The organism is Nocardia sp. CA-151230, assembly GCF_050942175.1.
Classification (GTDB): Bacteria; Actinomycetota; Actinomycetes; order Mycobacteriales; family Mycobacteriaceae; genus Nocardia.
Genome location: NZ_CP192061.1, coordinates 2,057,375 through 2,070,742, shown reverse-complemented (window position 1 = coordinate 2,070,742; position 13,368 = coordinate 2,057,375). Strand labels below are relative to the sequence as shown.

General features: G+C 68.7%; 14 protein-coding genes. 9 read left to right on the top strand and 5 right to left on the bottom strand.

What is annotated here, in order from left to right; all coding sequences use genetic code 11:
- Nucleotides 1-4 precede the first annotated feature (4 nt).
- Nucleotides 5-337, bottom strand: coding sequence for a hypothetical protein (locus ACQP1O_RS09280; RefSeq protein ID WP_433565424.1), 333 nt, complete (start codon nt 335-337; stop codon nt 5-7).
- Nucleotides 338-545: 208 nt separating this feature from the next.
- On the opposite strand from ACQP1O_RS09280, the gene ACQP1O_RS09275 reads away from it, so the two are divergent.
- The 6 genes from ACQP1O_RS09275 to ACQP1O_RS09250 all read left to right on the top strand — a co-directional run bounded on the left by ACQP1O_RS09275 (nt 546) and on the right by ACQP1O_RS09250 (nt 7,650).
- A complete protein-coding gene (locus ACQP1O_RS09275) occupies nt 546-1,880 on the top strand; it encodes a sensor histidine kinase (RefSeq protein WP_433565423.1) in 1,335 nt (444 codons plus the stop codon).
- Nucleotides 1,881-1,909: 29 nt separating this feature from the next.
- Nucleotides 1,910-2,563: a response regulator gene (locus ACQP1O_RS09270; protein WP_433567630.1), complete on the top strand. Its 654-nt coding sequence runs from the start codon at nt 1,910-1,912 to the stop codon at nt 2,561-2,563.
- Nucleotides 2,564-2,620: 57 nt separating this feature from the next.
- Nucleotides 2,621-4,456, top strand: coding sequence for a protein kinase domain-containing protein (locus tag ACQP1O_RS09265; protein WP_433565422.1), 1,836 nt, complete (start codon nt 2,621-2,623; stop codon nt 4,454-4,456).
- A 163-nt stretch (nt 4,457-4,619) separates the two neighbouring features.
- Complete coding sequence (locus ACQP1O_RS09260) at nt 4,620-5,399, top strand: hypothetical protein (RefSeq protein WP_433565421.1); 780 nt, start codon at nt 4,620-4,622, stop codon at nt 5,397-5,399.
- Nucleotides 5,400-5,714: 315 nt separating this feature from the next.
- Nucleotides 5,715-6,548, top strand: coding sequence for a hypothetical protein (locus tag ACQP1O_RS09255; RefSeq protein WP_433565420.1), 834 nt, complete (start codon nt 5,715-5,717; stop codon nt 6,546-6,548).
- A 70-nt stretch (nt 6,549-6,618) separates the two neighbouring features.
- Entirely contained in the window at nt 6,619-7,650 is a 1,032-nt protein-coding gene (locus tag ACQP1O_RS09250) for an ATP-dependent 6-phosphofructokinase (RefSeq protein ID WP_433565419.1), read from the top strand.
- Nucleotides 7,651-7,845: 195 nt separating this feature from the next.
- Here ACQP1O_RS09250 and ACQP1O_RS09245 read toward each other — a convergent pair whose 3' ends face one another.
- A complete protein-coding gene (locus ACQP1O_RS09245; RefSeq protein WP_433565418.1) occupies nt 7,846-8,424 on the bottom strand; it encodes a CGNR zinc finger domain-containing protein in 579 nt (192 codons plus the stop codon).
- An 87-nt stretch (nt 8,425-8,511) separates the two neighbouring features.
- Between ACQP1O_RS09245 and ACQP1O_RS09240 the strand changes: the two genes are divergently transcribed.
- Together ACQP1O_RS09240 and ACQP1O_RS09235 are read left to right on the top strand one after the other, a co-directional pair.
- Nucleotides 8,512-9,006: a carboxymuconolactone decarboxylase family protein gene (locus ACQP1O_RS09240; RefSeq protein WP_433565417.1), complete on the top strand. Its 495-nt coding sequence runs from the start codon at nt 8,512-8,514 to the stop codon at nt 9,004-9,006.
- 65 nt (nt 9,007-9,071) lie between these two features.
- Nucleotides 9,072-9,296: a hypothetical protein gene (locus ACQP1O_RS09235; protein ID WP_433565416.1), complete on the top strand. Its 225-nt coding sequence runs from the start codon at nt 9,072-9,074 to the stop codon at nt 9,294-9,296.
- Between the two features lie 37 nt (nt 9,297-9,333).
- Here the strand turns inward: ACQP1O_RS09235 and ACQP1O_RS09230 are convergent, their stop codons facing one another.
- Both ACQP1O_RS09230 and ACQP1O_RS09225 read right to left on the bottom strand, forming a co-directional pair.
- Nucleotides 9,334-9,531 carry a DUF397 domain-containing protein gene (locus ACQP1O_RS09230; RefSeq protein ID WP_433565415.1) on the bottom strand — a complete coding sequence of 66 codons (198 nt, stop codon included), beginning with the start codon at nt 9,529-9,531 and terminating at the stop codon, nt 9,334-9,336.
- Entirely contained in the window at nt 9,528-10,409 is an 882-nt protein-coding gene (locus ACQP1O_RS09225) for a helix-turn-helix domain-containing protein (RefSeq protein WP_433565414.1), read from the bottom strand. Before ACQP1O_RS09225 ends, ACQP1O_RS09230 begins: the two co-directional genes overlap by 4 nt.
- A 393-nt stretch (nt 10,410-10,802) precedes the next feature.
- Here ACQP1O_RS09225 and ACQP1O_RS09220 point away from each other — a divergent pair, with 393 nt between their 5' ends.
- Nucleotides 10,803-10,991: a hypothetical protein gene (locus ACQP1O_RS09220; protein ID WP_433565413.1), complete on the top strand. Its 189-nt coding sequence runs from the start codon at nt 10,803-10,805 to the stop codon at nt 10,989-10,991.
- On the opposite strand, the gene ACQP1O_RS09215 is transcribed toward ACQP1O_RS09220, so the two are convergent.
- The gene (locus tag ACQP1O_RS09215) at nt 10,988-13,303 is read right to left on the bottom strand and encodes a protein kinase domain-containing protein (protein ID WP_433565412.1); all 2,316 of its coding nucleotides are present in this window, start codon (nt 13,301-13,303) and stop codon (nt 10,988-10,990) included. The two genes, ACQP1O_RS09220 and ACQP1O_RS09215, sit on opposite strands and share 4 nt — an antisense overlap.
- Nucleotides 13,304-13,368: the final 65 nt, after the last annotated feature.

The window sequence follows — 13,368 nt, the reverse complement described above, 5'->3', positions numbered from 1 at the left end:
TCTATCAGCTGGCCAGCGCTCGCGCACGCGGACGGCCGAAATACAGCCGATCGGTGTCGTAGGTGTCGAGGATCGCGCGCAGGGCCGGCTGTTCGGCGCACAGCTCCGCGTACACCTCGATCGCCAAAACGCCCTTCTCCATTGCGTTTTCCATCTTCACGGTCATATGGTTCTCCCAGCGATTGCGCAGCGCGAGCAGCACTCCGTCAGGGTCGCCGAACAGGCGCTTCAGCTCCGGGAGATTGTCGAACAGCTTGGGATCAGCGGGATTTCGCGCCGCCCGATCGAGAACGGTGTGCAGAATGTCGGTACGAGCGTGGACGTCTGCCCAGGACATGGCGCCAACCTTTCGTTGAACTGGGTTACAGCGTTGTGTGCACCCGGGCTTCTGTGGGCGGGCGCGTGTGCCGTTGCCCCAAAACTACGATCGCTCCGATACCCCTGTCTTCGTGCCGCGGACGCGACTTGACCTCCTACTCCGGTAGGAGACGTGCCCCTGCCGCCGGACGATGTACGCGGTCTGCTCAGACGGATAGCCTTGCAGAATGAACGTGACCAGCGCCACCCCCGAGGCGGTCGGGCAGGCGTTGCAGCAGTTACGGGAGTGGCTGCACGAAGCCGGTGTCCGGTCCCGGCGGTTCGTGCGCAACCCGGTCCGCGAATACCGGCGCTGGGTGGAGGAGACCGGTTTCGACTACCCGGTCTCGATGGTCGTGCTGGTGGACGTGATGCTGTACACGTTCAGCACGATCGCCTTCGCCCAGCGAGTGGCAGCGGGCTATTTCCCCGGCTTCCTCGCCCTGGCCGCGCTGCTCATCATCTATCTGACCGGGCCGCCGTGCGTGGTACTCAACCTCCCGCCGCGCCCGGTCCTGCTCGCTTCGCTGACCATGGCCGGGGTAGCCCTGTTCCTGATGCAGCCGGTGCCGCTGGATGTCGCACCGCTCATCCTGATCGTCGTGACCGGCGAGGTCGCGGCCATCACCCGGACGTCCGTGAGCGCGGTCATCGGCCTGGGCATGATCGCGGAGATCATGTTCTTCGGATACGTGGGGCACATCGACGGACTGACCTGGTTCACGCTCGGCATCCTCTTCGGCTGGTTCACCGGACAGCTGCTGAACTACCAGCGTCGCTACCTGTACCAGGAACGCGATTATCAGGAGGTCCGCGCTCTGCAGGCCGCCGGCGAGGAGCGCCGGCGCATCGCCCGTGAGGTGCACGATGTCATCGCGCACTCACTGAGCGTCACGCTGCTACACGTGACCGCCGCCCGGCACGCGCTGCAGACCGATCGCGATGTGGACGAGGCGATCGACGCGCTCGCCGACGCCGAGCGGCTGGGCAGGCAGGCGATGGCCGACATCCGCCGGACGGTCGGGCTGCTGGACGGGCACCATGCGCCCCAGACACCCGAACCCGGCCTCGATGACATCGAGGATCTGGTGTCGGACTTCCTCCGCGCGGGCATGGCGATCGACTTCCGCTCGGAAGGCGATCGCGGGCAGGTCTCGGCCGCCCTGGGGCTGGCGCTGTACCGGATCTGCCAGGAATCCCTCGCCAATATCGCCAAGCACGCCCCGGGCGCACAGGCTCAGGTTCGAATCATGGTCTGCGCCAGACATATTGATGTCACCATCACGAATACCCTGCCCCCTGGGGCACTGCTGCGGCCCGGTCGCGGCATGGGCATCTCGGGCATGCGCCAGCGCCTGGCCGTCCTCGGCGGCACCCTGACCGCGGGACCCCACGACGACGGCTGGCAGGTGTCCGCGCGGATCCCGACGACCGGGCACATGCCCTGTATCGCCGCGGCGGAGCAGAACCTGCGGTCCGTACTACTGTCCATGACCCAGAGGACCCCGCAGGAGGGCATGTGATCGACCGATCCGACGACGAGCCGATCGGCGTGCTCGTCGTCGACGATCAGGAGCTGGTGCGCGGCGGGCTGCGCCGAATCCTGCGCCGCCGCGACGGTTTCACGGTGAGCGAGTGCGCGGACGGGGACGAGGTGCCCGCGGCCGTCACCGCGCACCGCCCGGACGTGGTGCTGATGGATCTGCGCATGAAGCGGATCGGCGGCATCGAGGCCACCCGGACGCTGCGGATGGTCGTGGACGCGCCGCCGGTGCTGGTGCTCACCACCTTCGACGACGACCAGCTGCTGTCGGGCGCGCTACGGGCGGGCGCGGCCGGGTTCATCCTCAAGGACTCCCCCGCCGAGGATCTGATCCGCGCGGTGCGGACCGTCGCCACCGGCGGCTCCTGGCTGGACCCGACGGTCACGCCGCGAGTGCTGACCACCTATCGCTCGGCCCGTCCCACGCCGGCACCCGGCGGCGATCGCCTGTCCGAGCTGACCGTTCGCGAACTCGAGGTGCTCGAGCTCATCGGCCGCGGCCGCCTCAATGCTGAGATCGCGCGCACACTCGGTATCTCGGAGGTAACGGTGAAGAGCCACGTGGGACATATCTTCGGGAAGCTCGGGTTACGCGACCGGGCGGCGGCCATCGTCTTTGCGTTTGACCACGGCGTAGTGGCACCTGGAGAATCCACCTCCTAGAGGGGTGGGTCGCGGGTCCTCGTCTGCTTCCCTCCCGAGAGTTGGAGGTTGGACGGGGTGGATACACCGCCATCGCGGGCCGGAAGCAGATTCGGGCCGTACGAGTTGCGCTCGCTGCTGGGCAGGGGCGGTATGGGAGAGGTCTACGAGGCCTACGACACCTCGAAGGATCGGGTCGTCGCCCTCAAGCTGCTACCGGAAGAACTCGCGAAGGACCCCTCGTACCAGGAGCGTTTCCGCCGGGAATCCCAGGCGGCGGCACGGCTGGCGGAGCCGCACATCATCCCCATCCACGACTGGGGCGAGATCGACGGTGTGCTCTACATCGATATGCGGCTGGTGCGCGGACAGGACCTGCGATCGCTGCTGGACCAGTACGGCGCGCTGCCGCCGCTGCGGGTCATCGGGATCATCGAGCAGATCGCGGCGGCGCTGGACGCCGCGCACTACTCGGGGCTGGTGCACCGGGACGTCAAACCCGCGAACATCCTTGTGACTGATGCAGATTTCGCATATCTCGCGGATTTCGGCATCGCGCGCGCCGAGGGCGATTCCACCATCACCATGACCGGCACGGCCGTGGGCTCCTACGCCTACATGGCCCCCGAGCGCTTCGACGCCGGGCCGGACTCCGGGCGCGCCGACATCTACTCGCTGGGCTGTGTGCTGCACGAGTGCCTCACCGGCGACAAGCCCTTCCCGGCGCACAACATGAGCGTGCTGATCCGCGCGCATCTGTCTGAGCCGCCACCGCTGACGAGCATGCTGCGCAGCGGGATTCCGCCCGCGCTGGATGCCGTGGTGGCCAAGGCGCTGGCCAAGGACCCGAACGACCGGTTCTTCACCGCGGGCGAATTCGCCCGGGCCGCGCGGGCGGCGCTGGCCGGTGGTCAGCCGGTGCCCGCGCCCGCCGGGCAGCCGGCGCCGGGCCGGACCGTGCCGCCGGGTCCGCCGGTCGGCCCACCACCGACGACGGTGCTGCCGACCGGCGCTCCCGCCGGACCGCCGACCACGGTCATGCCGGGCGGGACGCCCGCCGCGGGCCGGCCGACAGGCCGGAATGCCGATCCCACTGTGCGGCAATCCGATCCCACTGTGCGGCAACCCGGTTCCGGACTCGGGCTGAATACCGGGGCGATCCCGGCCTACATCACCGGATCCTTCCCGGCCGCCGAGGAACCTTCGCCCACAGGGGATCTGCCGGTCGTCCTGCCGTCGGATCCGACCCGGGTGCGGGTCAGCGATTTCCACTACACGCCGCTGCCGGCCGACGCCCAGCAGCAGGCGATCTGGGGCCATGCCCAGGCGCAGCAGCGGGACTTCCCGTACGCGCCGGCGCCCGATCCCTCGCTGTACCCCACCGCGGATCACCCCATCGTCCAGCCGCCGCCCCGCGAGCCCGGAAAACGGAGCAAGGGCAAGTCGATCGCGGCGCCGCTGTCGATCGGTGTGCTGGTGGTCGCGGTGGCCGCCGTTGCCGGTGCGGTGGGCTGGCAAGTCCTGGACCGCCCCGGCAACGAAGCACCCATAACGACGGCAGCACAGGGTGTTCCGGGCACCACCGCCCCGCGCTCGCAGCAGCCGGGCCCGGCGGCGACGACCTCGGCTCCCACCACTGTGCAACTGCCGGCGGGAGCGACGTCGTGTCCACCGGTGTATGCGGCGCTCGGCGGTTACGCCACTTCCGCGATCGGAAACACGGTCACGACCTGCCCTTTCGCGGAGGAGGTGCGGCGAGCCTATGCCGACGCCGCTTCTGGTCGGCCGGCTTCGGCAGTTAGTGTGGTGGCAGTGAGCCCGGTGACCGGCCGGTCTTACACGATGAACTGCACGGCCGCAGGCAAATTGGTGACCTGCGTCGGTGGTGAGAACGCGGTGGTGTATGTCTATTGATCCAATTCCGGCCTGTCGCAAGGGGTTTGTGCGCGGGCTGGCACTGGCGGCTGCCCTGGCCGTCTCCGCTTGTAGCCCGAGTCTCGGTGCTGTACAGCGTCATTCGGCGCAGTCGGATGAGATCAAACCGGTCGGCGACAGTTCCGCGTTACCGGTCCCGAGCATGATCGGACCGGATTTGCCGGAGCTGTTCGGGCTGCCGAAATCCGTCGCCTTGGCAGCGGATTTCAATGACCTGAAGGCCACCCTGGACGGCCGGGTCGGCGTGGCGGTCATGCCCGTCGGCGGCGGCGACATGATCCAGCTGGGTGAGTGGAGCACCGGCATCGCCTGGTCCACCATCAAGGTGCCGCTGGCGCTCGCCGCGCTGCGCCACGATCCGGTGGGCATGCGCTCCACCGCCGAGGCCGCCATCACCTTCTCCGACAACGATGCGGCACAGACCCTCTGGAACTCCCTGGGCACCGGCAGCGAGGCGGCGGACGCGGTCGAGGCGGTGCTGCGCGAAGCCGGCGACGCCACCACCGACGTCGCCGCGCGCCACACCAAGCTGGCCGCGCTGGAGTCCGACGATCTGCTCGCCTTCGGCGCCACCGACTGGTCGCTGGCCGATCAGGTGCACTTCGCCTCCCGGCTGCCCTGCCTGCCGCGCGCCAATTCCGTGGTCTCGCTCATGAGTGAGATCACCCCCAGCCAGAGCTGGGGCCTGGGCCGGCTCATCGGCGCGGAGTTCAAGGGCGGCTGGGGTCCCGACGACGACACCGGCAAGTACACCGTCCGCCAGTTCGGGCTGGTCCCGACGCTGAACGGGCCGGTGGCGGTGGCGCTGGCGGCCGAGCCCACCTCGGGCAGTTTCGACGACGCCACGGACATGATGGACAAGCTCGCGCTGCTGGTCGGCGACCATCTGCCCGACCTGCACGGCGGACTCTGCTCGCGCTAACACATTCGGTGCGTATCCGTTTCAAAATGCCCAGCGTGCACCCCGAATCGGGCGTGAGCCGGTGAAAAACGTCCATACCCACCGCGTTTGACCGCCGGTGTCCCGAACCACAACAATCCTTGCGATTGACGGGTCCAGGTGCGTCCGCTAGGAACAGGGAACGCACCGGACACCGGGGCAGATGGAGGTTACGGGGTGCACGCACCGTATTCGCGGAACGCTGACCAGCGCGACGCACTGGACAGCACACGCGATACGGGGTACGGATCCCGTTGGCGCGGACGGCGGCTCGCGCGGGGATGCGGAGCGCTGGCCGTGCTGGTCGGGGCCCTGACCGCGTGCAGCAGCAAGCCGGTGCTGGTCCCGGACAAGACCACCGTGGCAGCGGCCGCGCCCAGCGCCGCGGGCTCCACCACCGTCATGGCGATGCCGGGCTCGTTGGCCTGGGATTTCACCAATGACCTGAAGCCGTCGCTGGCCGGTAAGGTAGGGCTGGCCGTGATGCCGGTGGGCACCGATCGTGTGCTGGCTCTGGGCGATTGGAGCTCCGGGCCCGGCTGGTCGACCATGAAGGTCCCGCTGACCCTGGCGGCGCTGCGCAAGAGTTCGGGCAATCAGGTGGCGGCGGTCAACGCCATCGAATACTCCGACAACAGCGCCGCCGACACCCTCTGGCAGGCGCTGGGGACCCCCGAGGTCGCGGCCCAGACCGTCCAGGACGTGCTACGCGAGGGTGGTGACACCGAGACCACGGTGCCCGCCGCCCGCGCCCGGGCCGACTACTCCGCCTTCGGCCAGGCCGAATGGTCGCTGGCGAATCAGCTGAAATTCGCCGCCAAACTCCCCTGCCTGGCGCAATCCGACGATGTCACCTCGCTGATGGGCAAGATCAGCTCCACCCAGCGCTGGGGACTGGGCAATCTGGACGGCGCGATCTTCAAGGGCGGCTGGGGACCCGATCCCAGCGGTAACTACCTGGTCCGGCAATTCGGGCTGATCCCCGTGGACGGCGGCCAGATCGCCATCGCGGTTGCCACCCAGCCCAATTCCGGCTCCTTCGAGGAGGGCACCGCCATCCTCACCAAGGTCGCCACCCTGATCGGCAAGCACCTCGACGAACTCAAGGGCGGTACCTGCACCGCCGGGTAGCGGAAACCGTAACCCGCGGTTCACGGGGGCGGGGATCACAGACCGCCGATCTCAGGGCAAGATGGGGACCATGCGCATCGGAGTCTTGACCGGAGGCGGAGACTGCCCAGGCCTGAATGCCGTGATCCGTGCTGTCGTTCGTACCGCGAATGGCCGCTGGGGGGATGCGATCGTCGGCTTCCAGGACGGCTGGCGTGGCCTACTCGAGGATCGCAAGATCCAGATCCTCAACAATGACCGCACCGATCGGCTGCTCACCAAGGGCGGCACCATTCTGGGCACCGCGCGCACCAATCCGGACGTACTGCACGCCGGACTCCCCCGCATCAAGCAGACCCTCGACGACAACGGGATCGACGCGCTCATCCCGATCGGCGGCGAGGGCACGCTGACCGCCGCCTCCTGGCTGGCCGACGAGGGCGTGCCCGTGGTGGGCGTCCCCAAGACCATCGACAACGACATCGACTGCACCGACACCACCTTCGGCCACGACACCGCCGTCTCCATCGCCACCGAAGCCATCGACCGGATCCACACCACCGCCGAATCCCACCAGCGCGTCATGCTGGTCGAGGTGATGGGGCGGCACGCCGGCTGGATCGCCATCAACTCCGGCATCGCCTCCGGCGCGCACCTGACGCTGGTGCCCGAGGTGCCGTTCGATGTGGACGAGGTCTGCGCCATGGTGAAACGCCGCTTCCAGCGCGGGGATTCGCACTTCATCTGCGTGGTGGCCGAGGGCGCGCACCCCGACCCCACGTCCATGACCCTGCGCGACGGCGGCATCGACGAATTCGGGCATGTGCGGTTCACCGGCGTGGCCCAGCAGCTGGCGCCGGAGATCGAGCGGCGCATCGGCAAGGAGGTCCGGGTGACGGTGCTCGGGCACGTGCAGCGCGGCGGCACCCCGACCGCGTACGACCGCGTGCTGGCAACACGTTTCGGCGTGCACGCCGCGGAAGCCGTGCACGCCGGGCAATTCGGGCAGATGGTGGCCCTGCGCGGCACCGAAGTCGAACTGGTGCCGCTGTCGGAGGCCACCAAGCAGCTCAAGCTGGTGCCGCAGGAACGGTACCGGGAGGCGGCCGCCTTCTTCGGCTGAGCCGACTCGCTCCGAGTCGAAACACACTGCGGCATACGGCCCTCGCACCTGTCGGCGCGAGGGCCGTTTCACGTTGCGGGAGACGGATCAACCGCGGCCCCGGACTCGGTCGCGGCACTCGACCCAGCAGCGGCGCTGGCCTCGGTCGCGGCGCTGAACTCGGCCGTGGCGCTCGGCTCGGTCGCGACGCTCGGCTCAATCGCGGTGCTGGGCGTAGTGGCGGGCGGCGCGGGCGCGGTTGCCGCATGCCACCGAGCACCACTCCTGGCGCGGATGCGATTTCAGGAAATAGCGCACGCAGCGCGGGGCCGGGCAGGCGCGGATCTGGGCGGCCTGGGCGCCGGAGAAGAACTCGATGGTGGCGTCGGCCAGTCCGGCCATGACGGTGGCCAGGTCGTCCGAGGTCAGCAGCCGGTGCTCGGTGTGCGGTCCCGTGTCGTCCCACGCCAGCAGCTGTAGCGCGGGGGCGGCCGCGCGATTGATGGCGGCCAGCGCGTCCGGGAAGGCCGGCAGCACCGCGGCGTCGGCGGAGCTGGGCGGCTGCGGCGCAACGTATTCCGCGAACAGCGCGCGCACGTTCTGCCGCAGGTCCACCAGGGCGGCGCGCTCGTCCTCGGTGGGCAGGTACGCCTCGAGGTCCAGGTACACACCGACATTCGCGGCATTGGCGACCAGCCACTCACGGGTGGATTCGGGGGTACCGAAGGCGTCCGTGAGGCCACGGCTGGTGGCGCGGATGGTGTTCGCCAAACGGAGTGCCAAGGGATCGACCATGTCCACATTCTAACGGGTATTGCGCTTTCATTCCATGATGTTCTAACGTGTGAAAGCACGATCTTCCGTTAGAAAGATGAGGACGCCATGATCTCCCCGATCGACAACGCACCCCTGCTGGACGAGGTCAAGAAGCGGATGGGCCGGGTGCCGAACATGACCAAGGTGATGGCCAACGCGCCCGTGGTACTGGAGGGTTACCTCGGGCTGTCCGGCGCGCTGAAGAAGGGCGCGCTGCCGGCCCCGACCTCCGAGCGCATCGCGCTCACCGTCGGCGCGGCCAACGACTGCGGTTACTGCGTCGCGGCGCACACCTTCACCGGCAAGCGGGTCGCCAAGCTGAGCGACGCCGAGGTGGAGGCGGCCAAGGGCGGCACCTCCGCGGACCCGAAAGAGGCTGCGGCCGTTGCCTTCGCCCGCGAACTGACCGAGAGCCGGGGCAAGGCCGATCCGGCCGCCGCACTGGCCGCGGGGTGGACGCAGGAGCAGGTGCTCGAAATCGTCGCCCTGGTCGCCCTGCAGACCCTGACCAACTACGTCAACAAGGTCGGCGAGACCGAAAACGACTGGCCCGCCGCGTAATCTGTCCCATTCCTGGCGCGATCGGCCCCCTCGGGGACCCCGCGCGAATCCTTAAGGTCGGAATCATGAACGCCGTCAAGACCACCAGCCTCGTCGACGCGCAGGTGCTGCGCAGCCTGCTCCACAACGGCATCGTCATCCGCGCGGTGGCGCTGGCCGTCGCCACCATCGTGCTGCTCGTCATCCACCACCCGACCTGGGTGCCCTACTCGGTGAGCGCCTACGCCATCTGGAACGCCGCCGCGATCACCCTCAACTCCGCCCGTGCCGCCACCGCCCACACGGCCTGATTCCAGGTGCCGCCACCGGATTCCGCCGGGCCGAGGTTCAGTCGTCGAACCGCCCGGCGGCCAGGGCGGCGGTGAATCGATCCCAGTCCGCCGGCGGGAAGATCAACGCCGGACCACCGGGGTTCTTACTGTCCCGGACCCCGACGCCACCGGAGAGGAAGGCGACTTCCACGCATTCCTTCGCGCTGGTGCTGCGGGCGCTCTTGAACCACCGGACGCCGGGTTCCACGCTCACGCCACATACTCCTTCGCTGCCCTCCGTAGCAGGTCTCTGCTGGTCGTCTCGTCCAACGCGGCGCGCTGGATCGCTTGGTATGCCTCGCGGTATCGGTCGACCGCGGCCTGCTTCTCCAGGTAGAGGTCGCCGAGGAAGTTCTCCAGATAGACGACCGTAGGTTCGACAGGCCTGTTGCCCGCGTCCCGGCCGAAATCCAGGATCACGAACGGGCCGACGGTATGGCCGATCGGTACGCCCGCCGAGAAAGGTAGTACACGAACCGCGATCGTCGGCAATGTCGACATGTCCGCGACGCGCCGCAGTTGAGCGGCCATCACGTGCGGGCCGCCGACAACGCGACGTAATGCGGTTTCGTGCACCACGACATCGAAGGAGGCCGGACTTCGCTTGCGCGTCAAAAGGCTTTGACGGCGCGTCTTCAACTGCACGCGACGGTCCAGTTCGGCGTGTGCAGCATCCGGCCAGTAATCATTGATGAGAACCCGTGCGTACTCGGCGGTCTGGAACAGTCCCGGGATGATCTCCGGCTGATAGCAGATGAGGGCGCGGGCCGAAGCCTCCAGGCCCACATACATATTGAAACCCTCAGGAATCAGATCGTCGTATTCGTGCCACCAGGACTTGACGCCGGCCTGTTGCGCGAGGCCGGTGAGAGCCGAGCCGAACTCGTCGTCGAAGTCGTAGATTCGGCACAGTTCCCGGACATCGAGGACCCGAATCTTCTCGGCATTACCGGTTTCCAGCCGCTGCAGCTTCGATTCGCTCCACTCCATCAGCGCCGCCGCCTCGGCGATCGTCATATTGCACTGCATCCGGCCCTCCCGCAGGTATCGCCCCAGTTGACGACGCGGCAGAGTCGAACCATGCTCCGACATCGAGTCCTCCCCCACGAAGACGGTTTTCGGTCACTGCGAATGATGCTCCCACGCGATATGAATGCTGACCTGGCGCTTCAGGAAAGTTTCCCATCACGCCGGGGCCGCGATTGTCGGTTCGCCGAAACGGTGCTGGACTGGAGTCGCGCCCGGTGAGAAACCGGAGCCCTGATATCTCTGGACCCACTCGTCCCCGAGCCGGGCGCACCCGATCCCTCCCCGACCGCTCCGCGGTCGCTCGGCATGACCATGCGTGACAAGCGATCGAATGCGGCGTGGCGCCCCATGAATCTCGATAGGCTTGACGGGGCCCGGCGCGGATGCGCCGCATGCCGAGCACCAGCGCCGGACCGTGAACTGTCCAGTCCCCTGCGCTGCCCTCCGGTGGACACCATGATGTATCTGTTCGACTGCACGATGGACCCCGGCGACCTGGCCCTGACCCAGGCCCATCAAGCCATGCAGATCCACAAGTTCTGCACCGTGGACAACTGCCTTGTGCGCCGCCGCGCCCGCCAAATCCTGGTCGACAAGGGCCAAATGGTCCTCGGCCCCCGAGCCAACCCGTACCCCGGCGCCTAGCCCGATACCACCAGTACCGCGACAACCACCAGCAGCACCAGCGCCACCACCGCCAGCCCCAGCACCACCATTGCGGTGAGCTGCGATGACTCCGCTCGCTGCGACGCCGGAATCAGCCCGGGCTGCACCGGATTCCCCGGATAGGGCGGTCCACCATACCCAGGCCCGCCCGGCGCCACGCCCCCATAACTCGCATACCCCGGCATCCCGGTCATTGGCGCCCCGGAACCAGGCATTTCAGCCATTCCTCCCGAAACCGGCTCGGACACAGCGAAATCCGGCGCAGCCGACTCGAATGTCAGCCCGCCAAGGCCATCCGGCCCACCGGCGAGCTCGGTCCCACCGGGCACGAACGCCCCCGAATCCGGATGCCGCGACACCCCACCCGATTCATCCTCGGCACCACCAGAATCCGCCACCGCGGGGGCAGCACCGGACTCCGCCTCTGCGCCGGAGGCGCTGGACTCCACCGCAGCAGTGGCATCCGACCGCAGGCTCTCATCAGCACCGGGTTCCGCTCGCGCCGAGCCCGACTCCTCTTCCGCCACAACCGCTGTCGACTCGGCTGCCGACCCACCGGGCGTAGCCGGCGGCGCCGCGACCGGACGCGCAAGCGCCGTCACCGGCTCGGCGATGATCTCCTCGACGCCGAGCGCCCCGGAAGTCCCGCCGGCACCCGGCTTCGCGATGTCCGCCTCGCCGGAATCCGGCTCCCCTGGCGAAACGAGTCCGGCCGAGTTCGACGAATCCTCCGCCGCCACTGACGATCCCGCAGACTCCGGCAGGTCTGGACCCGATACCTCGTGCCCGGACTCGCGCCCATCGGTGTCCTCGGTCGAGGATTCATCCGGCTGCGGCGCCGAAACCACAGGCTGCGGCACGATATCCGTCGGCCGCTGCGACACATCGTCCGGCGCCGTCGGCTGCCCTTGCGGCGCAGGGTAGCCGGCGCCCGCCACGGATTGGCCTGCCTGCGGAAACTCGCGAACGACCGGTCCGGAGCCGACATGCCCCATCGGGTTCGGCTGCTGCGGTGGTGCGGAGTAACCCGCAGGCGCGGATTCCTGGGTCGGGGCATAGGGGCGCGCGGTTGGTCCGGAGCCGACCCGATCAGTGTCCTGTGGTGACGGCGGCATGGCGGCGCCTGGTTGCGGATTCGGGTAACCGGAGCCGTCGGCGGGCCGGGGTTGCGGCGGCGCGGGATAGCCGGACGGTGCGGCGGGCTGCTGCGGGAGCGCCGGGTAGGCAGGGGCGGCGGGCTGCTGGCTGCCTGAGGGCCCGGACTGTGGTTGCGGCGCGGGGTAATTGGGCGCGGGTGGGGGTGGAGGGTAGGACCCGGGCGGGATGACGGTGGCCGGGTAGGCCGGGGGTGGAACGGGGTACGCCGGGGCGGGGTAGGGCTGGGGGGCGGCGTAGTTGGGTTGGGGGGCGGGGAGATTGGAGTAGGTGGGGTGCTGGTGGACGGGGTGCTGGGCCGGGGGGCCGGACAGGGCGCGGCGGGCGGCCTTGGCGAAATCGGTGCAGGTGGGGAAGCGGTCGGCGGGGCGTTTGGCCATGGCCTTGGTGAGGACGGCGTCCATGGCGGGCGAGAGGCCGGGGCGGCGCAGGGAGACGGGAGGCGGGAGGAGCTGGAGGTGGCCGCGGATGAGTTCGGCGGGGTGGGGTGAGTCGTAGGGGCCGGCGCCGATCAGGAGCCAGTAGAGGGCGCAGGCCAGGGAGTACTGGTCGGTGGTGGGGTCCAGGTGGGCGCCGGTCATCTGCTCGGGCGAGGCGTAGGCGAGGGTGGCGGTGAACATGCCGGCCTGGGTGAGGTGGGTGGAGTCCTCGCGCAGGCGGGCGATGCCGAAGTCGGTGAGGAAGACGCGCTCACCGTGACCGGCGACGGCTCGGGCCAGAATGATGTTGGCGGGCTTCACATCCCGGTGCAGCACCCCCATGCCGTGCGCGTAGTCGAGGGCGCTGGCCACCCCTTCGATCACCTGTACGGCCCGCTCGGGCGGCAACGTGGCGACATTGATGCCGGCGGCGTCCACCCCGTCCACGTACTGCATGGAGATCCACAGCATCTCGTCCTCGGTGCCGCGGTCGTACACCTCGACGATATTGGGGTGGTCCAGCCGCGCGACCAGATCCGCCTCGCGCTCGAACCGGGCGCGAATCTCCCTGTCCGCGTACAGTTCCCGGTTCAGCAGCTTCAGTGCCGTCAACTTGCCCAGGCGGGGATGCCGGGCGAGATAGACCGAGCCCATCCCGCCCTGTCCGAGCAGTCGTTCGATGGTGAACCCGGCGAACACGTCACCGCTATTCAGCACTGGCTACGACCCCCTTCCGGTGACGTACAAGTCCGTGAGCCTACCCGTCGAGACCCTGTCCGGGC

Bases quoted from the DNA above. Each gene is read 5' to 3' on its own strand.
- ACQP1O_RS09245 (WP_433565418.1), bottom strand. From the start codon at position 8,424: ATGGTCGATCCCTTGGCACTCCGTTTGGCGAACACCATCCGCGCCACC.
- ACQP1O_RS09240 (WP_433565417.1), top strand. From the start codon at position 8,512: ATGATCTCCCCGATCGACAACGCACCCCTGCTGGACGAGGTCAAGAAG.
- ACQP1O_RS09250 (WP_433565419.1), top strand. From the start codon at position 6,619: ATGCGCATCGGAGTCTTGACCGGAGGCGGAGACTGCCCAGGCCTGAAT.
- ACQP1O_RS09235 (WP_433565416.1), top strand. From the start codon at position 9,072: ATGAACGCCGTCAAGACCACCAGCCTCGTCGACGCGCAGGTGCTGCGC.
- ACQP1O_RS09225 (WP_433565414.1), bottom strand. From the start codon at position 10,409: ATGTCGGAGCATGGTTCGACTCTGCCGCGTCGTCAACTGGGGCGATAC.
- ACQP1O_RS09280 (WP_433565424.1), bottom strand. From the start codon at position 337: ATGTCCTGGGCAGACGTCCACGCTCGTACCGACATTCTGCACACCGTT.
- ACQP1O_RS09220 (WP_433565413.1), top strand. From the start codon at position 10,803: ATGATGTATCTGTTCGACTGCACGATGGACCCCGGCGACCTGGCCCTG.
- ACQP1O_RS09275 (WP_433565423.1), top strand. From the start codon at position 546: ATGAACGTGACCAGCGCCACCCCCGAGGCGGTCGGGCAGGCGTTGCAG.
- ACQP1O_RS09260 (WP_433565421.1), top strand. From the start codon at position 4,620: ATGATCGGACCGGATTTGCCGGAGCTGTTCGGGCTGCCGAAATCCGTC.